Below are 24,247 nucleotides of genomic sequence, written 5' to 3'. Positions count from 1 at the left end.
ATTCGTCTCGCTTACTTACGACGCCACGTTGTGCCTTCAGGGCCATCTTCAAGAACAATACCCATTTCTGTCAGCTTATCGCGTGCCATATCCGCATTTGCCCAATCTTTGGCTGCACGAGAGTCGTTACGTAGCTTAATCAGTGCTTCGATTTCTGCCACTTCGTCGTCGCTGCCAGAATCACCTTTTAGGAAAGCTTCTGGATCTTGGTGAAGAATACCGATCACATCTGCTAGTTCGCGCATTAGAGAACCTAGTGCACTTGCTGTGGCAACATCTTCTGTCTTCACGCGGTTAATTTCACGCGCCATGTCAAACAGCACAGAGTAGGCTTCCGGTGTGTTGAAATCATCGTTCATCGCTTCAGTGAAACGCTTAACGTACTCTTCACCACCAGCAGCTGGTGTTGATAGGTCAAGACCACGCAAAGAGGTGTACAGACGTTCTAGGGATGCGCGCGCTTGGTTAAGGTTCTCTTCACTGTAATTCAACTGGCTACGGTAGTGACCTGACATCAGGAAGTAACGTACAGTTTCAGGATCATAATGACCAAGCACATCGCGAATGGTGAAGAAGTTACCGAGTGATTTCGACATTTTCTCGCGATCAACCATAACCATGCCACTGTGCATCCAGGTGTTCACGTAATCCGTTCCGTGCGCACAGCATGATTGAGCAATTTCATTTTCATGGTGCGGGAACTGTAGGTCTGAACCACCACCGTGAATATCGAAGTGGTTACCAAGAATCGAAGAGTTCATCGCAGAACATTCGATGTGCCAACCCGGACGGCCTGGGCCCCATGGTGATTCCCAAGTTGGTTCTCCTGGCTTAGACATCTTCCAAAGTACAAAGTCTAATGAGCTGCGCTTAGCACTTTCAATCTCGACACGCGCGCCTGCTTGTAGCTGCTCTAGGTCTTGACGTGATAGTTTGCCGTAATCGTCATATTTCGCGATTTCAAACATAACGTCGCCATTCTCGGCAACATAGGCAAAGCCACGCACGATAAGCTTTTGAACAAGTTCGATGATCTCAGCGATGTATTCCGTTGCACGAGGCTCGATGTCAGGACGTTTCATGTTCAAAGCATCAAAATCAGCGTGCATTTCACCGATTAAGCGCTCAGTCAACGAGTCACACGTTTCGCCATTTTCATTCGCGCGCTTGATGATCTTGTCGTCGATGTCCGTGATGTTACGAACAAACGTTAAGTCATAGCCTAAGTAGCGTAAGTAACGTGAAACAACGTCAAAAGAAACAAACGTACGACCGTGACCAATATGACAGAGATCATAGATGGTTACCCCACAGACATACATGCCAACTTTGCCAGCATTGATTGGTTTGAATTCCTCTTTCTGTCTTGTGAGTGTGTTATATATCTTTAACATGATCTCTTTCTAATATTTGGGTGAAACAAAATAGTGGCTCAGTATACCAAGTCACGCTCTATTAGGTAATCCCCGATTCGAGCAAAAAGCCATCATTAACACCTATACTCAGGTCTCAACCCTTACTTTTCACGTATTAATGTCTGAAAAGTTAAGTTAGAATCTTGGGCTCAAAGCAAAAACACAGCTAAAGGAAAAAATCATGATCACCCTTCACACAAATTTTGGTGACATCAAAATTCAACTAAACGAAGAGAAAGCACCTGAAACAAGTGCAAACTTCCTACAGTACTGCCGTGATGGTTTTTACGACAACACGTTATTCCACCGTGTTATCGACGGTTTCATGATTCAAGGTGGTGGCATGGAGTCTGGCCTAAAAGAGAAGCCAACTCGTGCACCAATCAAAAACGAAGCAAACAATGGGCTAAGCAACAAAGTAGGCACCCTTGCTATGGCTCGTACTATGGAGCCGCACTCTGCAAGCTCTCAATTCTTCATCAACGTTAACAACAACACTTTCCTAGATTTCCGCAGCGAAAGTCTAGACGGTTGGGGTTACTGTGTATTCGGTGAAGTGATCGAAGGTATGGACATCGTTAATAAGATCAAGGGCGTTAGCACTGGTTCTTACGGCATGCACCAAGACGTACCACTAGAAGATGTACTTATCACTGGTACAACAATCGAAGAATAATCGATAAAAGAGAGCGCGTTATGCGCTCTCTTGCTATTTTACTATGACCACACTTTTTATATCTGATTTACACCTTTCCCCTACTACTCCCGACATCACTCAATGTTTTGTTCGCTTTATGCGTGAAGAAGCGATCCATGCCGATGCCCTTTACGTCCTTGGCGATTTGTTTGAGTTTTGGATTGGTGATGATGACCGCTCGGAATTTGCTTCATCTATCCGAGCTGAATTTAAAACCCTTACAGACAAAGGCATTCCTTGTTTTTTCACCCAAGGCAATCGCGATTTTCTTGTCGGCAAACGTTTCAGCCGTCAAACAGGGGTGAAATTACTCGGTGATGAAACCGTCATAGACCTCTATGGGCGTAAAGCTATTGTCCTACATGGGGACACGCTCTGCACCCAAGACGTGAAGTATCTCGAATATCGTGCCAAAGTTCACCAACCTTGGTTGCAGTGGGTATTCAATCGTATCCCAATGTTCGTTAAAAAGAAGATTGTTAATAAGGTCCAATCTGATATCAAAACGGATAAACAGACTAAATCACTCGATATTATGGACGTGACTCAATCTGAAGTCGAAAATGTCATGTTGCATCACGATGTTGATCTCATGATACATGGGCATACGCATCGACCAAACGTGCATTCGTTCCAGATTCTAGAAACGGACTATACTAGAATTGTGCTAGGTGACTGGTACACACAAGGCTCTGTCTTGGTGTACGATAAAAATGGGTTTGAATTGCAACAACGACCTTTTGTAGGTTAAGTCACTTATTTTTCACGTTATTTAGTTCATTCTTAACGAAGACTAATTTTCCTCAACTTGAACATGGAACGTGGTATAGATCTTGACTTACTCTTATATAGCTAGGCAACCGATACTCAATAAAGAAAGACAGACCGTTGGCTATGAACTTCTTTTTAGAGACGGACCGCAAAACACTTTTCCTGAAATCGATCCTGAACATGCGACAAGCCGCTTGCTGTCTGATCACTTTCTCTCAACACATTATGAGACTCTCGGGGATAAATTGGGGTTTGTGAACTTCCCCTATCAAAGTCTGTTAAATAAGGTGCCGACCCTATTCCCTGCAGATAACCTAGTCGTCGAGATCTTGGAAGATTGCCCTCCGACTAAAGAGCTGCTCGACGTAATAAAAGAGATGGCTGCCGCTGGATATAAAATCGCGTTAGATGATTTTATTCCAAGTAAAGAGTGGCGAGCCTTCTTACCCTATATCTCAATCATCAAGTTTGATATCCGCCAAGTTCCTATAGAAAAAGCGCGCAACTTCATTCTTCGCCTAGCTGGCACCAACATTAAGTTTCTTGCCGAAAAAGTCGAAACGTACGAAGAGTTTGAGCAGTCCAAACAGGCTGGCTTTGAATATTTCCAGGGCTACTTCTTTAGCAAACCTGAAATGATAACGCGTAAGTCACTTGAACCGTCGTTTATGACAGTTATTCAGTTACTGACCGAAATTTCCAAGCAGGATATGGATTACGCTTCGATTGAGTCATTGATCAGCAAAGACGTTACCCTGTCTTATAAACTGCTAACATTCGTTAACTCGTCCTCGATAGTGCAAACCAAGATCCAATCGTTCAAGCAAGCTTTGGTCTACCTAGGGGAAGACAAACTACGCAAGTTTATCTCTCTCGTTTCTCTTGCTTCGAGCCAAGATAGCAAACCCGACTACTTGTATGGCTTGTCTATCCAAAGGGCGAGATACTGTGAGCTACTTGCCTCACGATTAGACGCTAAGTTTGAGTCTGGCCAAGCATTTTTGACCGGCATGTTCTCTCTTCTCGATAGCTTATTGGACAGACCGCTAGAACAAATAGTGGAGGAAATCTCAGTCGATGAGTCAATAAAACTCGCAATCACAAAGAATGAAGGCATACTAGGCGAAATTTTGATGCTGACTAAAGCATACGAACAAGCCCAATGGGAAGAAGTTCGCCGCCATTGCGACTCAATAGGTGTGGATGAAATCATTTTGAGTGAATGCTATGACTCATCAGTGAAATGGACGGCAGACCTTCTTTCTGTAAAAACGAATTAATTGGAGTTTTTATGAATTCGTGTCCTTGCGGAAACCCAAAGAGTTACAGTGAATGCTGCGAGCCAATCCATAACGATCATTCCAAGGCTAAAACACCTGAGCAACTTATGCGTTCTCGTTACTCGGCTCACGTAAAGGGCTTGGTTGATTACGTGATCGATACCTACCACCCTAGTTGCCATGCAGAGCAAGAACGTGAAGCAATTGCCGACTCTATAGACAGCGATTGGTGTGGTTTGGAAGTCATGAACACAGAACCAGGTAAGCATGACAATGAAGGTTTTGTCACTTTTAAAGCTTACTTTAAACAGGATGAGCAAGAGTATTGTCTTGAGGAACGCTCACGCTTTCTCAAGGAGCAAGAGCTTTGGTACTACATTGACGGCGCATTCCCACAGCAGCAAGAGCCAGAGCAAGCAGGTGACCCAAGACTTTCACAACGTGTCGCTAGCCTGAAAGTTGGCCGCAATGATCCTTGTATTTGCGGTAGCGGCAAGAAATTTAAAAAGTGCTGTGGTTAAGGTAAACAAAAGGCAGGATTGAATCCTGCCTTTTTACTTATTGAACTAATCGTTTGGATTTATTCGAACAATGTCTTCTTGCCCTTGCTGAAACTGCTTTTTAAGTTCAGCTTTCGACTTAAAGCTAATTTCTCCACCTTGAGCAACTGTCATATGTTGCGCTTCTGCATTATGCTTAGATTGATACAACATCACAGCTTGCATACAAGAGTCTCGCTGCTCTTGAGAAAGTGGGGTACCCTCAGGCCACTTGCCTGTTTCTACAGCAAAAAGTAGACGCTCATAAGCCTCAGGGGTGATGGCGTTAATTAACTGCTCTGCGTCCATGGTCTATCCTTAAAGTCAGTCGCGATAAACGCACCTTAACTGGCTCGCAGTCTCAGTCAAGATTACAACAAAAAATAAGTGTAACGGATCACAAGCAACGACAGTATGAAATCATTCAAGCTACTAACTCTTTTAGGATTCAGTGTTACCCTAGCCGGGTGCTTTGAAGGCAACAAAAACACTGAACAATTGTGTGAAAGCAACCCTGCTCTGCAATGTGAGCGCTTAAATATGGGTGACGGTCAATGTCGAGTTCCTAGGACTGATTTGGTATGGCATCGATTTGAAGTGTTAAAAAATCCATCAGACAGCAATCGCATTAAAGAGTATGAATATGTCGCTGAATACAAAAAGTGTTTAGAGCTGGCTTCTCAAATACAGCCACTAGACCAAAAAGGCGTCAAGCAGCAGCGTTTTAAAGCTCTGGTTCATTCCGGAGAAGATTTAGAGAGCATTGTCGCGATACTCAAGAAGTCAGACTCACCACAAGCTCTTTACTTTTTGTGGAGCCAAGTTGGCAGTGATGAGGCTCGCCGAAGCTTTCTTCAGCTTGAAGGGACAAAAGCATTAGAAACCGCAGAAATGCAATACGCCCTCGCGACCTTTTACACCAGCCGAGACCAAGCGAAAACGCGTCAACTTCTGATCCATACCCTAGAGCTGACCAACCGAAGCAACATAAACAATGAAGTGTTTAAGTCCCTAGCCAGCACCACTTACCGATTAGGAATGAAGAAAGAGGCTTACGTCTGGACTATGGTCGCACAAAAGTTTGAGGTTCCCATTGCTTCTGAAAGTGAACTTCAACTGCTGTATGGATTTAATAAAAGTGTTTACGACCAACTCGATGAGATTGCTGACCAGTTTGAAGATGCCATCATGAGTGGCACCTTCAACGCAGCTATGATCCCAAAATTCAAGCAATCCTAAATAAATGAAAGGATGAAACAGAGAGCGGTGATTAAATCACCGCTTTTTATGAATTGTTGAAAATTAACGACACTGAGTTAACACAGAATCTCTCACCTGTTGTCTTCGGTCCATCAGGGAAAACGTGACCTAAATGACTATCACAGGCTGCACATCTTATCTCTGTACGCACCATTCCGTGACTTAGATCTTCTAAATAGCGAATAGCCTCACTCGATGCAGGGGCATCAAAACTCGGCCAACCACACCCAGAGTCGTATTTATTGTCAGAGCTGAAAAGAGGCGCTTGGCAACAGGTACATGAGTAAATACCTGTCTCTTTATTATGCAATAACTTACCGCTAAAAGGCGCTTCTGTCCCTTGCTCTCGACACACTCTATATTCTTCATCCGATAGCACTTCACGCCAGTGCTCATCAGGCTTCATCATTTTTTCTTTGTTTTGTTCCACAGCAACAAATCTCCATATTCTCATTTTTAATTATGACTTTTTTTTCGAAAAACTTGCACTCAATTACTTTTGTAGCACATACTTTGAAACCATAACAGGATGGTTAAACTTTCAGCATCGCTGTCGACATCTGAACTATTTTACGTCAACTGGTTAGGGAAAAAATCAGTTTTCCGTTCAAAACATCGCCAATTAAGACTAATTGTGAAAAAAAGCGACGCTTTTTTTTGACTTTAAACAAGTTAAGTCCGATTATCTGTTGCAGATTTTGACTGGATTCTGTAATTTTACTACCAGTTATCTTTAATCAGAAATTAAGTTGTGGAGCAACTATAATGACTATCAAAGTAGGTATTAACGGTTTTGGCCGTATCGGCCGTTTCGTTTTCCGTGCAGCGCAAGAGCGTAACGACATCGAAGTTGTAGGTATTAACGACCTTATCGACGTAGAGTACATGGCATACATGCTTAAGTACGACTCAACTCACGGCCGTTTCAACGGTACTGTTGAAGTTGAAGGTGGTAACCTAATCGTTAACGGTAAGACTGTACGTGTTACTGCTGAGCGTAACCCAGAAGATCTAAAATGGGATGCTATCGACGTTGACGTTGTAGCTGAAGCTACTGGTCTTTTCCTAACAGACGAGACTGCTCGTAAGCACATCACTGCTGGCGCGAAGAAAGTTGTTCTAACTGGTCCTTCAAAAGACGCTACTCCAATGTTCGTAATGGGCGTTAACCAAGACACTTACGCTGGTCAAGACATCGTTTCTAACGCTTCTTGTACTACTAACTGTCTAGCGCCTATCGCTAAAGTTCTTAACGACGAGTTCGGTATCGAATCTGGTCTTATGACTACAGTTCACGCTACTACAGCAACTCAAAAAACTGTAGACGGTCCTTCTGCTAAAGACTGGCGCGGTGGTCGTGGTGCTTCTCAGAACATCATCCCATCTTCAACTGGTGCTGCTAAAGCTGTAGGCGTTGTTCTTCCAGAACTAAACGGCAAACTAACTGGTATGGCTTTCCGCGTACCAACTGCTAACGTTTCTGTAGTTGACCTAACTGTTAACCTTAAGAACGGTGCATCTTACGAAGCTATCTGTGCAGCTATGAAAGCAGCATCTGAAGGCGCTCTTAAAGGTGTTCTAGGTTACACTGAAGACCAAGTTGTTTCTCAAGACTTCATCGGTGAAGTTCAAACTTCAGTATTCGATGCTAAAGCTGGTATCGCTCTAACTGATAACTTCGTTAAAGTTGTATCTTGGTACGACAACGAAATCGGTTACTCAAACAAAGTTCTAGACCTAATCGCACACATCTCTAAGTAATTACTACTTAAAGATTAGCGTTTAGCGCAGAATCTTGTAAAAGGCGACTTTCGAGTCGCCTTTTTTGTATCTGAATTTTGAGTCTCTAATTGAACTAGGAAACAGAACATGGATTTAACCACTCTCCCTGCCCTTACTGTTCTCTCTGATAACGTCACAATCGTAGAAATCGATCAAGTGAAAGTCGTTCGCGTAATACATGATAAAGCGACCGCTGGTATTGCCCTTCATGGTGCGCATGTCCTTTCATTTAAGCCCCAAGGTCAAGAAGACCTCATCTGGATGAGCAAGCAAGCCGTCTTTGATGGTAAAGCGGCCCTGCGTGGCGGTATTCCAGTTTGCTGGCCGTGGTTTGGCCGTATCGCTGCACCTGCTCATGGCTTTGCGCGCAATAGTGAATGGACATTACTAGAACATCGTGAGAATGAAAATGGTGTAATCATTGAGCTTGGTTTACTACCATCCGAATCAACACTGTCAGTCTGGCCTCACCAGTTCCAAGCTCATCTACTGGTTGAGATTGGCGATGAGCTTAAAGTCACCCTAGATGTCGCTAATACCGATGACCAGCCTTGGACATTCTCTGGCGCTCTACACACTTACTTAACCGTCGGTGACATCAAGCAAGCGAAAACAACGGGCATGGGTGCAGAGTACATTGATAGCCTGAAAGGTGGCGATATCTGTCAAGGTGGCGATGTACTGCAACTGACTGACACCATTGACCGCGTTTACACTCAACCGTCAGAACAGATTGTCGTTGAAGACCCTGTGCTGAATCGTTCGGTCGTGGTTGAAAACCAAGGCCAAAATTCCGCTGTGCTGTGGAACCCGTGGGCGGAAGGTGCTCAAGGAATGGCAGATATGCAGGACGACGGTTACAAGACTTTCCTGTGTGTCGAGTCAACCCTACATGCACCTTCAATCGAACAAGGCAAAACACTGCAACCCAATGAAACTCATCAACTGATCACCAAGATTTCCACCAAGTAGATGATTTGTCGCGGGTGGCGATACCCGCGGCGTTACCATTCTGTCGAAATTTCTTCTTTCTCTACCCGGTCTTTTCGTTCTAGGCATGCAGCCTTTACATTTTCGACTCCGTTATCTTTAAAATCATTAATACGAATCAATTATAGATATTTCATAAATCGCTATTATTATTCCTGATTTTTTGCTGCTGAAAGATTCATTTTTCAATGATAACAAGAGTCTATTAAAGACAGGATAACTAGAAATGTTCGAAAAACTCAAAAATCAAAGCGTCGGTTTTCAGTTGAAACTGGTCATACTGCTTTGTTTGCTAATTTCATTCGCGGGTACAGCGACTCTCGTTTACCGCAACGCTTCCAAAGTACTGCTCGATACTACTCTGAAAGGACACCAGTCAGAAGTAGAAGCCATGGCAATGACTATCGCAGGTCAATTTGATGCCTATTTGCATACAGCTAAAGTACTCGAGTCTACCTTTAGAAATGGCTATCTCGCCGGTGTTTATGTCGAGGATTACAGCGTCGATTTTAACGGTAAGTCGATCCCCAATATTACCCAATACGGCGAGAGCTTAATTGGTGATACTAAGCTTGTAGATAGTTTTACTCGTGACACCGGCGCGGTAGCCACTATCTTTGCTCCCTTGAACGGTGATTTCATTCGCGTTGCGACTTCTTTAAAAAATCCTTCTGGGCAACGCGTTGTTGGTACTACTCTAGGTAAGAACCATCCTGGCTATAACCAATTAACGAACGGCCAGCCATACTACGCGCAAGTCAAACTGTTTGGTGAAAGCTATATCACCTACTACGCTCCGATCAAAAATGCCTCTGGACAAGTGAACGGCCTTTCTTTCATTGGGCTGCCTGTCGAGCAAGCGACACAAGATCTCTATAAGTCTTTGGAGTCCATCAAATGGGGAGACACTGGATACACCATTGTGGTCGACAATCGAGAAGATAATCTTGGTAAATACTTGCTACACCCTGTCCATGACGAGAGTGCCCCGTCAATTATTGAAGTGTCTGACTACAACGGCAATAAACCGTTCCACCGAATCTTCGAGCAAAAAAGTGGCTTGATTCGTTACCCTTATGAATATCAGGGCACTGTTGGGGAAAAATATCTTGTCTATACAGAGGTGCCTGGCTGGAACTGGAAATTGCTAGGCGGCACCTTCATCAAAGAGGTGACCAAGGGAAGTGACACACTGCTTAAGCTCATTATTACCATTGCCACTATTGTTGCGATCGCAACGTTCGTCATCCTTACCGTTTTTCTTAATCGTAATCTAAAGCCACTGACTGTATTAAATGGCTACATGACGAGACTGGCAAAAGGAGAAGTTAGCCTCGACATCCCTTCTACTGGTAAAGAGTCTAAGAATGAGATTATTAACCTCAGTAACGGGGTTGCAAATATGGCAACCCAGCTAAACACCTTAGTAGGAGAAATCCGTTCGACCAGCGATTCTGTGCAGGCTGCCTCACAAAGCGTGTCTAGCGACGCCGAGCGCAATTTAAGCCAATCTGATGTTCAACAGCAACAGGTAGAACAAGTTGCCACGGCAATCGAAGAGATGGCCTCTTCTGCACAAGCGGTTGCTCAGCAGGTGGAAGCAATTGCCGAAAATGTTCGCTTGACCAATCAAGACAGTCAATCAGGGCTCGATGTTGTTGAAACTGTCTGTATCGATGTCGCCCAACTCAACGACCAGTTAGACAACTCAGCGAAAGCGATTGAGCAGGTCAACCTTGACAGCGAAGCGATTCAAACCGTGACAAAAATGATCGATGAGATCGCCGAGCAAACCAACCTACTGGCGCTTAATGCTGCCATCGAAGCAGCACGTGCGGGCGAACAAGGCCGCGGATTTGCCGTTGTTGCTGATGAAGTGCGTACTCTAGCCCATAGAACTCAAACATCAGTGAAAGACGTGGTGTCTATCATTGATAAACTTAAAGGCTCAACCAGTAATGCGGTTGATATGATGAACAAGAGCCAAGTCAATGCCAATCAAGTGTTAGACAAGGCTCAAGAAGCAGGCATAGCGCTTGAAACGATTGCGTCTCAGGTTCAGTCAATTGCAGGTCAGGCGGATACCATTGCCGCGACTTCTGAAGAGCAGGCGAATGTCTCTCAAGAGATTGCCTCTAACGCAAATTCAATCAGTGAATTGAACCGAGAAAGTCGTGAGACAAGCGCTAAGACGACGCAAAGCGCCGATCATTTAATTAAGCAAGCCGCATCATTGAAACAACAAGTGGACTTCTTTCACTAAGTTTCTAGCTTTTACAATCATAAGCAGCGCCGAGGCGCTGCTTTTTTGTCGAGTCAGTACTTAGCTTGCTAGTTTGGCTTTACGCTTCCTGATAAACTCCGCTTTGTTAGTTTTCACCAGAGCCCGTTATGTCTTACACCTGCCCTTTATGCCACGAAAATCTTACGCTGTCAGAGCGCACATATCGTTGTCAGAATAATCACTCCTTTGACCTAGCGAAGGAAGGTTATATCAATCTGATGCCTGTTCAGCACAAACGTTCCAAAGATCCTGGCGATAATAAAGAAATGATGCAGGCGCGTCGTCGCTTTCTAGAAAAAGATCATTATCGCCCACTCAAAGAACGTGTGGCGCAGCTATGTGCTGAGATCCTTTCTGGAACACAGCACCGACTTCTTGATATTGGCTGCGGTGAAGGCTACTACACGACCGAAGTCGCATCCCATCTAACCAATCAATATGCGCAATCCAAAGCCTATGGATTGGATATCTCCAAAGTTGCGATTCGCTATGCCGCTAAGCGCTATTTGAACTGCCATTTTTCGGTCGCTTCAAGTCATCGCCTACCGTTTGAAAATGGCAGCCTAGATGGCGTATTACGTATCTATGCGCCATGCAAAGCAGAAGAGCTGTCTCGTGTGGTTGCTGATTCAGGTTTTGTTGTCACTGTGACCCCCGCAGGACGCCACCTCTACCAGTTAAGAGCAGAAATCTACCCTGATGTTAGGCTTCATAGTGAAGAAGCTGAAAACATTGCCGGTTTTGAGTTAGAACAACAAGAAAAACTGTCATACATAATGCAGCTCAGCGATGGAGATGGTTACGATCTGCTCCAGATGACACCATTTGCGTGGAAAGCCTCTGACACTCTTCGTGACAAGCTAAAGTCAGCTACACTTTTTGAGTGTGAGGCTGATTTTATGATCCGCGTTTATCGAAAGAAATCGACTCAATAGATAATAATTCTCATTTTTATTGAACTCTATTCTGGCCTCCATTACTATTGCCGCACAATCTAATGGAGGCCATTTATGTTTAGGCTCATTGCCACTTCTTTAAGCTGCTTTGCTCTTGCCGCTTGTTCAAGTACCACTCTTTCTCCTAAGCAACAAGCAATTAGCAGCTACTACGACTACCAGCTCTACACCCCTGAAAAGCAAGTCGTTTCTATTGATTCGCTTCCAGAAGCACTGAAAACTGCCGATGTCATTCTTGTCGGTGAATGGCACACGCATGCCGGCGTACATCGATTCCAAGTCGATCTACTTAAGCAATTAGTTAGTCAAGGCAAAGACGTCGCGCTTTCCATGGAGCAATTCTCACGCGATAAACAAAGCGCTGTTGATTCTTATCTAGCAAACGAGATTGGTGAACAAGTACTGATCAAACAAGGCGCTGCTTGGCCAAACTATGAAAGTGATTACCGCCCTTTAGTTGAATTTGCCAAGGCAAACCAATTGGATGTTATTGCGGCTAACGCCCCTAAACCCATCGTGCGCTGCATCGGGCGACAAGGTGTTGGCTATCTAGAAAAGCTAACTCCGCTTGAACGACAACTGTTGGCTACCACCATTGATACATCCAACAGCCCTTATAAAGAGAAGTTCATGGCCTCTATGCATCATGGCAAACCAGAGCAGACTGAACGACAGTTTGCCGCACAAATCACTTGGGACGAAACTATGGCGGAGAGCATCGTTAACTACTTGGCAAACCATCCAAATAAACAAATCATCCACATCGCAGGAAAATTCCATACAGAGCAAGGCTTTGGCACAAAAGCGTCGATTCTTAAGCGCAATCCAAATCTTAATGTCGTCGTCATCACACCAACTGATTGGCCTTTAGGAACCGAGATGGAAGGCCAAGACTATCCACTTGAGGTCTTAGCGCCACCTGTTCGTTATGTAAAAATGGAAAATAGAATGGCGGCTTATAAACACCTGTCTAAACGAAATGACACACTAGAGTGTAAATAGGCACCATTATTGCTCTTCTTACTATCACGTCCCATCAAACGAGAAAGGACAGCTTGAAAGTTATAAATTAGGCACGATTTATGCTTTGTTATATTTGATTCAAATTTTAAATAATTTGCACAAGTTTTTAACTAAGCGGTCGATATATTGTCTGAGGATGATGTAAGGAGAGCATTATGACACCAGTAGGAATGGAGGCGGCAAAGCTGTCACCAACCCAGCAGGTAAAGCCTCAAGCAACGGCACCCGAATCGAATGCGGGTCAAGCCCCACTTAAGGTTGAACAAAATAAAGTCACGCTTTCAGATGAAGGAAAAGCGCTGTTGGCAGCGCTTCAAGAAATAGAAAAAGAGAGTAAAGCCCCCAAGGAAGGAGATAAAACCGTTGGTGATAAAGTCGAATCTTTCGCGCACGGCGCACTAGGTATTGATCATCCGGATAAGATTGAAGAAGAGCAAGATGGTTCATATTCAGCGGGGCAATATCTTTCCGCTGCGGCAACTGTCGGAGGCATTCTCTTAGCCATCCTCTAGCTGCTTGAAACTTACCTCGACAATAGACGCCTTTTCTCCTCACGACAAAGGATGTCATTTGTCGTAGATAGCATACGCATTCCATAATTTTGGCTTTCAATGTTATGGAATTTACGCTGTGCGAAACACCTTTTCACTTATCGATAAGCCTACCTTTTTCGGCGCTATCGCACTGCTTGTTGCCATTGTTTTCCCTTTAATTCTGTTCCCCCAGCAAGGAGCAGACTGGATAGCAATTGCTAAAAGCTTTATGACCGATAAACTCGGTTTCCTCTACCTTGCACTTGGCCTTGGGGCATTCTTCTTTATGATTTATGTCGTATTCAGCGATATGGGTCAAATCAAGCTCGGTGACCCTGATGAAAAGCCCGAGTTTGCCACTTCGTCTTGGGCGGCAATGCTGTTTTGCGGTGGTATCGGCGCGAGTATTCTTTACTGGGGATGTATCGAGTGGGCCTACTACTATCAATCCCCACCTTTTCAATTAGAACCAGGTAGTGAAGAAGCCGTTCGATGGGCAGCCACTTATGGGATTTTCCACTGGGGCCCTATAGCTTGGGCTATCTACCTCATTCCTGCACTCCCGATCGCTTACTTCTTCTATGTGCGCAAACAGCCTGTACTTAAGGTGTCTAGTGCATTGATGCCTGTACTCGGAGAAGAACGCACCAAAGGAGTAGCAGGTAAAATCGTCGACGTTTTGTTTATCTTCGGCCTACTAGGCGGAGCAGCAACAACATTGGGCTTAGCCGCCCCACTTATTGGCGAAGGGTTAAACTTTCTGTTTGGCATCCCTCAATCCACTTTAAGTCAGGTAGCGGTGTTGTTAGTTTGTACCGCTATTTTTGCCTACTCCTCCTATGCGGGGATGGAAAAAGGCATCAAGGTACTCAGCAATATCAACTTCTGGGGTGCAATGGGGCTGTTAGCTTTTGTCCTTATCGCTGGCCCTACCATTTTCATGCTTGAGACTGGTTTGGATTCAATCGGTCGCATGCTGTCTAACTTCTTCGTGATGGCAACTTGGGCGGAACCTTTTGGCGGATACGGTAGCTTTGAGAATACGCACTTCCCACAAGACTGGACCATCTTCTACTGGGCGTGGTGGCTCGTCTTTGCGCCAAGCATGGGTCTGTTTGTCGCGCGTATCTCTCGCGGTAGAACAATCAAGCAAATGGTGTCAGGTTCGATCTTCTTCGGTTCTCTGGGTTGTTTCCTTTTCTTTATGATTCTCGGTAACTATGGCCTCTCACTGCAACTCTCTGGTGAAATGGACATTGTAGGCATTCTCAATACAGAAGGGGCCACCAAGGCGATCTTCTCCATGCTCAGCGCTCTGCCTATGGGCACATTAGTGATTGCCGTATTTACCATCTTGTGTGTGATCTTTACCGCCACGACTTTTGACTCCATCTCTTACATCTTGGCTTCTGTGGTCCAAAACAATGTGACCGAAGAGCCAATGCGCTGGAACCGTATGTTCTGGGCATTCACCTTATCATTCCTGCCAACCGTATTAATGTTCCTAGGCGGACTTAGCACGTTACAAACTGCTGCTATCGTGGGTGGTTTACCTTTATTGGTGATTTCAGTGATGTTGATGATTTCAGCTGTTCGCGCCACCAGCCTAGATCTGCGCCATCAAGAGGACTACGTTGAACCGACGATTAACATTGAAGACTTACCCGAAATGGATCCTTGGTCGTCTGAAGGTATTGCACTGGCAAGATTCGAACGCAGTCGTGACGCCGCGCAAGAAGCCGCAGAATTAGAGCGTGAAGCATTCGCCCAAGTGCACAAAGTTAAGAAACGTATTCGCGCCTTTGCTCTTGAACATGATGGTGACGAAGAGTTCGGCGATCATCATATTCCGCAAGAGCTGCAAATTGAACTGCAAGCAGCGCTCGATGCCGTCGCTAAAGCTCAAGACCGTAAACAAGAAGCGTCAGAGCAAGCTCAAGCAGCACGTAGTGAATTCAACCAAGCAGTTTCCGCTGTACCAACTAGTTAGCCCTTGCCTACTCTTCCTTCCTCTAAGACAAAGCTCACCATGCGGTGAGCTTTTTTATTTATTGCTAACAGAAACGACTTAATCTTCTAACTGTTGCTGCTTAACCATATGCAGATGAACATCTTGTTGCGGGAATGGAATTGAGATGCCTTCGCGATCAAATCTAAGTTTTACCTCTTTAGTCACATCCCAGTACACATCCCAGTAGTCGTCTGTTTTGACCCAAGGGCGAACAATAAAGTCCACAGAAGAAGTGTTTAGTGTATGGACACGAATATTAGGCTCAGGAGTGCGCAGTACCGCTGGGTGCGTGGTGACTATTTCATTAAGAATGCTTTCCGCCTTTAGCAAATCGTCGCTATAGCCAATGCCAAACACCATATCAACACGTCTTACGCGTTCATGGGTCACATTCTTAATCACATCTCCCCATATCTTACCGTTAGGAATAATAATGATCTGGTTATCGAAGGTCTTGATCGTGGTGTTCACTAAGCTCATATGGCTAACTTTACCGTCTACGCCACCAGCGAAGACAAAGTCACCAACATCAAAAGGCTTGTATATCAATAACATCATACCGGCGGCAAAGTTAGATAAGGTATCTTGCAGCGCAAAACCAATAATCACACCTGCGATACCAAAACCCGTCAAAACAGGGGCAAGGTTCAAGCCTATCTGCGACAAGCCAACTAAAATACCGATGACCCATACAATATTGCCCGACATGCCAATAAAAAAGTCTTGCATCAATTGGGACAATTTAAGGTTCTTTGACACCACTGTTTTGCTGGTAATTTTTCGCACCAGCTTAGCTATCAAGCTGGTCGAGAAGATAATCAGGACAAATATAAATAGGTGAAAAACATGCTGAGGGGCGTTATTTGCTACCCAATCCCAAAGTTTGTCAGACCAATGCGAAATGACAGAGAGGATGACTCTGCCCTCAAGCAGGTCTTGAGTGATACTTCCCGTCACCTCAAAGATTAGGCGCTTGTACTCTGCTGTATCTAGCCCTACTTGATCCGCGATAGAAATCAAAGAATTGAGGCTATCAACCGTAATGTTCATACGCTGCTGAACAATCAGTTGGCCTAGCTGTAAAGTAGCAAGTTCCGATTCTGGGCTTACGGCTAACTGACGTCCAATAACGCTGATTTGTTGGTTAAAGTATTCTACCGATGCGGACGTCAAGCGCAGTCGCTTGTTTAATGAATCTTTAAACTGAGCTTGAGCAATCGACTCGTCCTGACCAAGCTTGTTTAACCACTCAATGTTTTCCCAAGCAGATTCCATAACATTATCGAAGTAATGTTGTAGTTCTTGGAAGTCATTCAATAAGGCTAGCTTCTCTTCACTTTGTGCTGAGTCAATTTCAGCATTCAAAAGCTTAATCTTTTCTTCGAGATAGGACATGGCACCATTAACATAGGTCTGCTGCATCTTAATGTGCGCAACAAGCTTGTCTGTTGGAATGGTTCCTTTTCTTACCGCCGCTTGAAGTGCCGCTCTTAAGCTTTCATTTTTTTGGAAAAGCTTAAGCTGAAGGGCATCTTTTTCCCCACCCGTTGCGGTTTCGATCGAATCGACTAACTCGGTAAACTCACTCGTGATATTTGCAATTTCTCTTTCCTGCTTAGAAAGCTGATCGCCCTCTTGCGAAGCGTATGCGCCAGTGCCAAAAAGAAAGCCAAGAGAGATAACTAGCCCCACCGCAAATGCTCGTAGGGTTTTACAAGACATTAAGTCCATGATGACCTCAAAAGAATGAATACAAGTCTTTGTTTATTATATTGATGCTCTTAATTGTACACCACAAAATGCATATTGAGTGTTAACTAGGCGCAAATACAAAAACAGCCGCCAATGGCGACTGTTTGAATCTAAGCTCGATTTGGGTGATTGAGGATGTGATCTTCCCAATCCACTACATCAATTTCGTATACCACTTTGTTGCGAACACTCTCACCAGCGGCATGCATGGCTGACTTTGAGCCTGTAATGAGTGGGTGCCACTCTGGCAAAGGCTGCTTTTCCGCAAGCAAGCGGTAAGCACAGGTGTGCGGTAACCAAGTGAAGTCATCGATATCATCACGAGTTAACTTGGTGCACTCCTCACCTGAGGTAAAACGATTTGGGTAATCCTTACACGAGCATGTTTTGCTGTTTAGCCAACTACATGCAACGTTGGTGTAATAGATCTCGTCGCTGTCCTCATCCATCAGTTTGTGAAGACAACATTTACCACAACCGTCACAAAGCGATTCCCATTCGTCTTCGGTCATCTCTTCGAGAGCTTTTTGCTGCCAAAATTGCGTCATGTGGTAACCCCAAGTGTTCAAATATCAGTGTGGAAAAAGGAAAGCCGAATTTATATAGATCCTTTATCCAAAGTGCAAGTGATTCTACAAGGGGTTCCCCGATTAAAATAAGCTCAAAACAGTCCTTACTCTTCAAGCATCTGATTTAACTGAGCAACTTTCCAGCTCAAATTGTTAAGGCGTCTTTTTAGCTCTTCAAATTCTTCATGTGCTTGTTGGTACTGCTTCTTCTCAATCAAGTTTTCTACGTAACCAACACGACCATAAATAGGCGACAAACTAACTGCAAATTCCTCTAACGATTTGGTTTCATTGGCGACCTGAGTCCAACGGCGCTTTTTAGCAAGCAGCGCAATATTCGCCATCTTAGTTCGAATTTCACCAAACCGAGCAACAAACTCATCGGCCTGTTCAAGCGCCAATTGTTGGTCTTGATGTAACGTCTGACCAATTTGAATGACTTGGTCATCCCCCTGATAAAGCTTCTGCAATACGTTTAACTGTTCAATAGCCTTTAAATAAGGTTGTTCAATCGACACATGCGTTTTTGCCTCAATCGATGATTGATACATAGGCACCAGTTCAGATTGAATAGAAGCTAGCTTGGAAGGCTTGGTATGCTCTACATAATTGTTGAGGTTGCCAGCTGTCAGCACAGGCACTTCAATTGATTGCTTGAATTGATACTGATTGAGCACGCTCGGATTATAGTAAAGCCATAAACTTGTCAGACTGACGACAGCGGTCGAAATACACACCGCAGCCAAACTCCAATGATAGCGCTTTCGTGTCACTTTGTTATCATTCTCGCGTTGCTTTTCTTGACGCTTTATCGCGGTATGATAACGGGTTTCAATTTGATCAATGTGTTCAAACAAAACAAACCCAACCCCTTCAAAGTCTACTTCAACCTCTGGTTGTTGAAGTGTAATCCAGTGATGAATTCTTTCACATACCCTTTCACTTCGATAGAGGTCGCGTAGCTGCTCCTGAGAAGGTTTCATTTTCTTTAGTTCAGGAATGGCCTTGCTATTAAGCCAGTCCAAAACCTCTTTGCGCATTTTCGCCGACTTAGAGTCAGGTTTGGCTAACAAACTCAAACTTTGCATTATAAGCTCTAAGCCATTGGCATAACCTGACAAGCCCTCAATTTTAAGTTTAGCAATAGTGAGATAGCTACTCATGAGTAAATCAACGCCCGGCCCCTTAGCAAGTAGCTCACAAGCATCGTACACCTCTTGCCAGTTGGTGCCTCCAGACAAGGGGTTGAAACGGCTATTAATTTCGTCTCTAACTTTTTGGTAGCTTTCTAGGTGTCTGATTGAGTCAGAATCAGACGTAATATGGTAGACAACTTGGTCAAGCAAAACTGTATTGGACATAGATACTTCGTCCCGATGAAAGGAGCGAGTCACCTCGCTCCTTTGATTGTTTTAATAAAGAGTCTTAGAGAGTTTGAACGATTTAAATAGGCGTTCAGTGAATGGATTCGCATCTGATTCGGCATTGATACGATAGATCATGTCACCACCATCCACGGCGAATCGATAATCAACGGAAGTCTTGCTTGCCGACATTACGTTGCCTTCTTCTAATAAGCGGAAGAATGCCCAAGGCCCTTTTATATTAATGCTTCTAGGCGACAAGTTCGATTTAGTCGGAACTAAGGTCACCTTAGACACCGCAGAATCACGCAACGTATTTGGCCAAATCAACTCCACACCTTCACGAGGACCATGACTGTAAGTCAGGTACTGGCCGTCAACGTTCAGGACACTTCGACGCTTATTACCACTTAACTGAAGCGGTTCAACCGAGAAATTGACGTCCAAAATCCCTTTGCGATTAAAGAATGCTTGACGAATTCTTTGTGCTTGTTCGATCTGCGCTAAGACTTCTGGGCGAATGATCGATTGAGCAGTATCGTATTCATCAACCGCGATGTTTTCTTCGATAAACACTTTCAACTGATTATTGTAGAAGTTATCTAGCGTCCCTTTTGGTGCAAAGAAGGATTCAAAATCTTCCAGTGCGACATCTTTCTTCGATTTCGTATTAAACGGATAACGACTCGCCAACTTAGTGTAGTACGGCTTATAAACATCCTCATACCAACGAACTTCTAGGTGCTTAATCGCTTCTTGCTTAACCACATACCAGCTCTCATCCGCGAGTTTGGCGACCATACTATCAAGCGGTCTTGGCAAACCAGAGGAGATTCGTTTCAGTGTATAGATTGGATCGGCACTGACCAACTTAACTCGAGCCTTGGTCGCGTCAAGTGCTGCCATTCCCACATCCGGTGATTCTTGAATCGCTTTTAGATATGTTTTGAGTTCATCGACAGATGCGAGCACTTCATTAATATAAGCAGGTTGGTCTCCCACGGGTTTCAACATTAAATTCAACTCAGCAAATGGAGATTGAATGCTTGAAGCCACCTTATATTTAGCGCTCTTTAATAGTTCTTCTCCTGCATCGCTATCAGGGTCTAGACCCGCGATGACCTGAGTATTGTTCTCAAGCGTTCTGAGTAAGCGCTGCATCGGCTCAACGTTTCCGGTTAGGTTCTCTAACACCATTACCGCATCGTTAATGTCACCGAAATACTTCATATCGATATCATTCAATGCCGCTCGCCAAGTATTCACATAGTCAGCGACATACAAATTACGGATCTTTTCACGCAGTACTTGTTTATCTGCTTCGCTAAACTGCGCCGTTTTCGACTGACCTAATACCCAACTATCAATCAGAGCTAGCTCAGAGACTGACTCTGAACGCGGCATAAAGTAACTTTCAAAACCTTCTTTGGTCAGCATCTGTGGAATATATAAACTGCTGTTCGCGACTCGCTCTTCAAAAACGATATCAAAGATTGGGCCAACGAGATTACGAATGCTGATCGCTGGACCAAGTACCGTTTGCGCATTCAACTTAAGGTTTCGATAAACACGTTGATCGTTAGGCATAGTACTTAGCTCAGCTTGTACATTGGCAATCGTACGATCGTAAGGTTTCATCACCCGTTCTGCGAACTCATCACCTTGCTCTCTTGCACCCGCAAGATCAGTGTGGCGCATAGCATAATCTAAGTGATCTAATAACTCACCCTGCACCTGTTTTTGACCTGCAAACGCGCTTTGCCAGTATTTGCCAAAATAATCCAATACATAGTCTTTGTAGCGGCCACTCTTATCAACCATCATTCGGTAGACACGCAGAACGGCGAGTTTCTCTTCTTCATTGTCCGCCTGCTCAAGGGCAACAACAACATCAGCCATCAACAGAGGCAAGAATCGATTCTCTAGTAAATTTAGATACGTATCTTCAACCATTGGGCCAATCGTATGCCCCTGATAAAGACCAAAATCGGAGATGTAACGAGGCTTTTCGCGGAAGAAACCAAATTCCAACGTCGCCTGTCGAATCTTGTTTAACGGCTCAAGAATGTCTTTCTGGGAAGCCAAAGAAAGGTTCGACGGGTACTGAGCTTTATACTCATTCACTTTGGCCAATACAGCATCTGATTGGTTGACGTTGGCCAAGTAATAACGGTGCCAAGTGCCGACTAACAGCACAGTTGCCACCATACAAGCCGTGAATGAGAGCCCCATTAAACGGCGTTTATGTTTGGCAACACGGAAGTTGTCCGAAGCCAACCCAGCTTCCGGATAGATGATGTTACTGAACAGTTGTTGAGTAAAATACACTGTCGAATTTTTAGCATTTTGCGCTTTATTTACCGCGTGCGATAAGCCGTATCGGCGTGATGCAGAATCACCAAATGCATTGCTTGGAACCCCTTGCTGATAAACCGACGTAAAATAAGCACCACGGACCAATGCAGAGGTAGAGAATTGATCACTCGATAAAGCGTCTTGGAAAAACTCTTTAAGGATATCTTGTAAGCCAGACATCTGACGCGTAAAGCTATAGATGGCATCACGTTCTTCTTGTTCTAGCGGCTCAGCGACGGCATGTGGGAAAAGCTCGTTGATCTTTGATACAAACTGTCCGTAGTCTTTCGAAAACTCTTCTAACCAATGATCTAAGTTATCAACCGATTCCAATGAGAAAGTGAAACCCAACACCTCATCACGCTGTGACTTTGAGTAATGCTTAAAGAAAGGTTCAAATCCATACAGTAAATCAAGCTTGGTCAAAGTAATATAGACTGGCAATCGAGTTGCCAATGTTTCCATCAGCTCGCGAATACGCGCGCGCAGAAGGTTCGCGTAAGCTTTACGCTCAGATGCAGTTGACGTTGCTAGATGTGAAACATCAAGCGCGAGAACAATACCGTTTAACGGTCTTCTGCTGCGCGTTTTTTCTAACCAGTTAACGAAATTAAGCCACAAACGACGCTCTAGTTCGCCATCATTGTCTTCGTTGCGATTTCCCTGAGTAAGCAGTTCACCATCAGGATCGATCAATACTGACTCGTCACCAATCCACCAATCAAAAGAGTAAGGGTTCTCGCTCTTCTGCCCAGAAGCACGCATAACAGACGAAAGTGCAAAGTTCTGGCCAGAGCGGTTGATCAAACTCGTTTTGCCCGCATTCTCAAGACCAAGCACCAAATACCAAGGCAATGAATAGAGGTAATTGCGTGTATTGAGACTTTGCTTCATCTCTTGCATCACGTCATTGAGCTCAACTTCCTGACGCTCCTCATATACCGTGATCGGGTCTAGCTTTAACTGCTCTTCACGCTTCTGCTGGCTTTTGAAACCTTGCAGCTTGCGCCACTGCCAAATCCCCCATCCAGACAAAGAAAGTAAGATAAATAGTGCACTCGCCATACCACGAGCCATCAGCGTTTCAAGCGGTTTGGTGCCTCTGATTTCTAGCCAAGGGCCGGCCCACCAAATGGCAACGTTGAGTAGTATAAATAGAGTGAACAGCAAAATAGGAAGGGCAGCTGCTATACCCGGCTTAAATTTCTTAACAATCCCAATGATACTTTTCCACATGGATAGTCCCTTAGCTTAATCTGACGCTGTATTTCGTTCTAGTTGTTCTATTAAAGACGGCTCCCAGTCGGTGACGCTCGTCTGCATAATTTCTTGTTTCAATGTTTGATACTGTTCTTTGGCCATGGCATCCAGGTGATTGTGTTGCAGAAGGTCTGCGCTTAACAAACGCCAGTAAAAACGATCACGAGGCTCAGTCGCCGCGACAAGCCCGTCGTTAAGCATCGACATCGCAACCGCAATACCACCTTCTTTAGCAAGGCTAAAGGCTTCCTCTCGCTGCTCTTGCCAACTCCCCGAAACACTGCCGCCTGAAGAAGTCATCTCACTACTACCCAGCCATTCACGCACTGAGTCAGTCAAAAATGGCGCACCATCTTTAAACTTGAGCTCAGAGACACTTGGAAAGCGTTGGATAAATGATTGAGTTTCTTCACGAATAGCCTGACACCAGCTCTCTTGACCGAGCGCTTTGGCAATATCGTGACTCATTAACTGACCATCAAACCAATACGGGGCAATCGTCAAACTTTGTTCAACCTTTCTCCATAACGCGAGATCGGGTTGCTTCAACTGATCTTGATACTCTTTCACTCGCTCCGTTTGCATGCCGCGAAGCAAGGTCTTTCCGTGGTGATCATGGTCAGGTAATGTTGTGATAGCGCCCCATAGCGCATGCCGGCGAACTCGAACTGCCAAAGCACTTCCCGACTCTTGTTCAGAAAGATACTCTGCCACTTTCAACAAAGTTTGTTTCGCTGCTTTATCACTTGAGTTATCAACGGCTAGAGCAGGTGCAGTGGTTGCAGGCGTTTGAGATGAAGTGGAATGAGACGAGGCAGATTGCGCCGTACTTTGTTGCAGCTTCTCTCGCTCTTGCGCTCTTTTGAGCTGATTGACTATCGTCAGCACAACAGATTCCGCGACGTCAGAAGAGAGTTCATTGGCTTCTATCGTTTTCTGCCAACATTCCACGGCTTGCTGGAGCTCTTCTCTGTCTTGGCTGTCTAGACTGGCAAAGTCAAATTTATCAACGGCCATTGAGAATCGCTGACACATTTGGCTAAAGAATTTTCTGCGCGGCAGGTTTCCTCTTTTGCCTGGCGCTGGAAAGCAATCATTCCAGTAGTGCTCAATAAAGTCGCTCATCACTCCAAATGAGGTAATAAAACGACTAGGGGTCAGTTGGTTATGCAAACACTGTAGTAGATACACCAGCAGTTTGATGTCTTTACTCTTCTCATTTAGAAGGGTAATTGCGCTGTGCTCTACTTCTTGCCATTGAACGCTTGCATGAGAAAGAGAACCGACCTTCATCATTTGGTCTTCAACAAAATCAAACAAAGGCTCATCTAATAGCCTCTCTCCCACGGGAGATTCACTACTAATCGGTCTAACTATGCTTGTTCGGTATTGGGTCAATTCCATTA

General features: G+C 44.6%; 20 protein-coding genes. 12 read left to right on the top strand and 8 right to left on the bottom strand.

The annotated features are described in order from the left end of the window. Positions 1-11 precede the first annotated feature (11 nt). Entirely contained in the window at positions 12-1,394 is a 1,383-nt protein-coding gene (gene cysS / locus AC6R16_RS11395) for a cysteine--tRNA ligase (RefSeq protein ID WP_500674420.1), read from the bottom strand. A 202-nt stretch (positions 1,395-1,596) separates the two neighbouring features. Between cysS and AC6R16_RS11390 the strand changes: the two genes are divergently transcribed. From AC6R16_RS11390 to AC6R16_RS11375, 4 genes are all read left to right on the top strand, one after another. Next, positions 1,597-2,091: a peptidylprolyl isomerase gene (locus AC6R16_RS11390; protein WP_500640832.1), complete on the top strand. Its 495-nt coding sequence runs from the start codon at positions 1,597-1,599 to the stop codon at positions 2,089-2,091. Positions 2,092-2,134: 43 nt separating this feature from the next. Next, complete coding sequence (gene lpxH / locus AC6R16_RS11385; protein ID WP_500674419.1) at positions 2,135-2,863, top strand: UDP-2,3-diacylglucosamine diphosphatase; 729 nt, start codon at positions 2,135-2,137, stop codon at positions 2,861-2,863. An 82-nt stretch (positions 2,864-2,945) separates the two neighbouring features. Next, positions 2,946-4,163, top strand: coding sequence for an EAL and HDOD domain-containing protein (locus tag AC6R16_RS11380; RefSeq protein ID WP_500674418.1), 1,218 nt, complete (start codon positions 2,946-2,948; stop codon positions 4,161-4,163). Positions 4,164-4,174: 11 nt separating this feature from the next. Then, the gene (locus AC6R16_RS11375) at positions 4,175-4,684 is read left to right on the top strand and encodes a YchJ family protein (RefSeq protein WP_500674417.1); all 510 of its coding nucleotides are present in this window, start codon (positions 4,175-4,177) and stop codon (positions 4,682-4,684) included. A gap of 45 nt (positions 4,685-4,729) precedes the next feature. Here AC6R16_RS11375 and AC6R16_RS11370 read toward each other — a convergent pair whose 3' ends face one another. Beyond that, a complete protein-coding gene (locus tag AC6R16_RS11370; RefSeq protein WP_500674416.1) occupies positions 4,730-5,011 on the bottom strand; it encodes a YeaC family protein in 282 nt (93 codons plus the stop codon). Between the two features lie 105 nt (positions 5,012-5,116). Between AC6R16_RS11370 and AC6R16_RS11365 the strand changes: the two genes are divergently transcribed. After that, positions 5,117-5,941: a DUF2989 domain-containing protein gene (locus tag AC6R16_RS11365; protein WP_500674415.1), complete on the top strand. Its 825-nt coding sequence runs from the start codon at positions 5,117-5,119 to the stop codon at positions 5,939-5,941. A gap of 46 nt (positions 5,942-5,987) precedes the next feature. Here the strand turns inward: AC6R16_RS11365 and msrB are convergent, their stop codons facing one another. Further along, positions 5,988-6,416 (bottom strand): peptide-methionine (R)-S-oxide reductase MsrB, encoded by a 429-nt coding sequence (msrB, locus tag AC6R16_RS11360; RefSeq protein WP_500640837.1) that lies wholly within the window; start codon positions 6,414-6,416, stop codon positions 5,988-5,990. 311 nt (positions 6,417-6,727) lie between these two features. Between msrB and gap the strand changes: the two genes are divergently transcribed. The 7 genes from gap to AC6R16_RS11325 all read left to right on the top strand — a co-directional run bounded on the left by gap (position 6,728) and on the right by AC6R16_RS11325 (position 15,520). After that, positions 6,728-7,723, top strand: a complete 996-nt coding sequence (gap, locus tag AC6R16_RS11355; RefSeq protein WP_004748683.1) for a type I glyceraldehyde-3-phosphate dehydrogenase — start codon at positions 6,728-6,730, stop codon at positions 7,721-7,723. A 108-nt stretch (positions 7,724-7,831) separates the two neighbouring features. Next, a complete protein-coding gene (locus tag AC6R16_RS11350) occupies positions 7,832-8,716 on the top strand; it encodes a D-hexose-6-phosphate mutarotase (RefSeq protein ID WP_500674414.1) in 885 nt (294 codons plus the stop codon). A gap of 244 nt (positions 8,717-8,960) precedes the next feature. Then, on the top strand, positions 8,961-10,997 hold the full coding sequence (locus AC6R16_RS11345; RefSeq protein ID WP_500674413.1) for a methyl-accepting chemotaxis protein: 2,037 nt from the start codon (positions 8,961-8,963) through the stop codon (positions 10,995-10,997). 128 nt (positions 10,998-11,125) lie between these two features. Continuing rightward, positions 11,126-11,953, top strand: coding sequence for a 23S rRNA (guanine(745)-N(1))-methyltransferase (rlmA, locus tag AC6R16_RS11340; protein ID WP_500674412.1), 828 nt, complete (start codon positions 11,126-11,128; stop codon positions 11,951-11,953). A 75-nt stretch (positions 11,954-12,028) separates the two neighbouring features. Then, positions 12,029-12,976, top strand: coding sequence for a ChaN family lipoprotein (locus tag AC6R16_RS11335; RefSeq protein WP_500674411.1), 948 nt, complete (start codon positions 12,029-12,031; stop codon positions 12,974-12,976). 176 nt (positions 12,977-13,152) lie between these two features. Beyond that, complete coding sequence (locus tag AC6R16_RS11330) at positions 13,153-13,509, top strand: hypothetical protein (protein WP_500640842.1); 357 nt, start codon at positions 13,153-13,155, stop codon at positions 13,507-13,509. 118 nt (positions 13,510-13,627) lie between these two features. Next, positions 13,628-15,520 (top strand): BCCT family transporter, encoded by a 1,893-nt coding sequence (locus AC6R16_RS11325; RefSeq protein ID WP_500674410.1) that lies wholly within the window; start codon positions 13,628-13,630, stop codon positions 15,518-15,520. A 78-nt stretch (positions 15,521-15,598) separates the two neighbouring features. Here the strand turns inward: AC6R16_RS11325 and AC6R16_RS11320 are convergent, their stop codons facing one another. From AC6R16_RS11320 to tssA, 5 genes are all read right to left on the bottom strand, one after another. Further along, positions 15,599-17,272 (bottom strand): mechanosensitive ion channel family protein, encoded by a 1,674-nt coding sequence (locus tag AC6R16_RS11320; protein WP_500674409.1) that lies wholly within the window; start codon positions 17,270-17,272, stop codon positions 15,599-15,601. A 131-nt stretch (positions 17,273-17,403) separates the two neighbouring features. After that, the gene (locus tag AC6R16_RS11315) at positions 17,404-17,841 is read right to left on the bottom strand and encodes a YcgN family cysteine cluster protein (protein WP_004748671.1); all 438 of its coding nucleotides are present in this window, start codon (positions 17,839-17,841) and stop codon (positions 17,404-17,406) included. 125 nt (positions 17,842-17,966) lie between these two features. After that, positions 17,967-19,223, bottom strand: coding sequence for a type VI secretion system ImpA family N-terminal domain-containing protein (locus AC6R16_RS11310; protein ID WP_500674408.1), 1,257 nt, complete (start codon positions 19,221-19,223; stop codon positions 17,967-17,969). A 51-nt stretch (positions 19,224-19,274) separates the two neighbouring features. Continuing rightward, the gene (gene tssM, locus AC6R16_RS11305; RefSeq protein WP_500674407.1) at positions 19,275-22,817 is read right to left on the bottom strand and encodes a type VI secretion system membrane subunit TssM; all 3,543 of its coding nucleotides are present in this window, start codon (positions 22,815-22,817) and stop codon (positions 19,275-19,277) included. A 15-nt stretch (positions 22,818-22,832) separates the two neighbouring features. Beyond that, on the bottom strand, positions 22,833-24,245 hold the full coding sequence (gene tssA, locus AC6R16_RS11300; RefSeq protein ID WP_500674406.1) for a type VI secretion system protein TssA: 1,413 nt from the start codon (positions 24,243-24,245) through the stop codon (positions 22,833-22,835). Positions 24,246-24,247 lie beyond the last annotated feature (2 nt).

The organism is Vibrio sp. R10-SG3-ISO10 (assembly GCF_059834185.1).
Note: the sequence above shows the minus strand (reverse complement) of the source record. Positions and strands in the feature narration are given on the sequence as shown.

Bases quoted from the DNA above. Each gene is read 5' to 3' on its own strand.
- lpxH (WP_500674419.1), top strand. From the start codon at position 2,135: ATGACCACACTTTTTATATCTGATTTACACCTTTCCCCTACTACTCCC.
- AC6R16_RS11345 (WP_500674413.1), top strand. From the start codon at position 8,961: ATGTTCGAAAAACTCAAAAATCAAAGCGTCGGTTTTCAGTTGAAACTG.
- msrB (WP_500640837.1), bottom strand. From the start codon at position 6,416: ATGAGAATATGGAGATTTGTTGCTGTGGAACAAAACAAAGAAAAAATG.
- AC6R16_RS11375 (WP_500674417.1), top strand. From the start codon at position 4,175: ATGAATTCGTGTCCTTGCGGAAACCCAAAGAGTTACAGTGAATGCTGC.
- AC6R16_RS11370 (WP_500674416.1), bottom strand. From the start codon at position 5,011: ATGGACGCAGAGCAGTTAATTAACGCCATCACCCCTGAGGCTTATGAG.
- AC6R16_RS11365 (WP_500674415.1), top strand. From the start codon at position 5,117: ATGAAATCATTCAAGCTACTAACTCTTTTAGGATTCAGTGTTACCCTA.
- tssA (WP_500674406.1), bottom strand. From the start codon at position 24,245: ATGGAATTGACCCAATACCGAACAAGCATAGTTAGACCGATTAGTAGT.
- AC6R16_RS11335 (WP_500674411.1), top strand. From the start codon at position 12,029: ATGTTTAGGCTCATTGCCACTTCTTTAAGCTGCTTTGCTCTTGCCGCT.
- AC6R16_RS11310 (WP_500674408.1), bottom strand. From the start codon at position 19,223: ATGTCCAATACAGTTTTGCTTGACCAAGTTGTCTACCATATTACGTCT.
- AC6R16_RS11330 (WP_500640842.1), top strand. From the start codon at position 13,153: ATGACACCAGTAGGAATGGAGGCGGCAAAGCTGTCACCAACCCAGCAG.
- gap (WP_004748683.1), top strand. From the start codon at position 6,728: ATGACTATCAAAGTAGGTATTAACGGTTTTGGCCGTATCGGCCGTTTC.
- AC6R16_RS11315 (WP_004748671.1), bottom strand. From the start codon at position 17,841: ATGACGCAATTTTGGCAGCAAAAAGCTCTCGAAGAGATGACCGAAGAC.
- AC6R16_RS11320 (WP_500674409.1), bottom strand. From the start codon at position 17,272: ATGGACTTAATGTCTTGTAAAACCCTACGAGCATTTGCGGTGGGGCTA.
- tssM (WP_500674407.1), bottom strand. From the start codon at position 22,817: ATGTGGAAAAGTATCATTGGGATTGTTAAGAAATTTAAGCCGGGTATA.
- AC6R16_RS11350 (WP_500674414.1), top strand. From the start codon at position 7,832: ATGGATTTAACCACTCTCCCTGCCCTTACTGTTCTCTCTGATAACGTC.
- AC6R16_RS11390 (WP_500640832.1), top strand. From the start codon at position 1,597: ATGATCACCCTTCACACAAATTTTGGTGACATCAAAATTCAACTAAAC.
- cysS (WP_500674420.1), bottom strand. From the start codon at position 1,394: ATGTTAAAGATATATAACACACTCACAAGACAGAAAGAGGAATTCAAA.
- rlmA (WP_500674412.1), top strand. From the start codon at position 11,126: ATGTCTTACACCTGCCCTTTATGCCACGAAAATCTTACGCTGTCAGAG.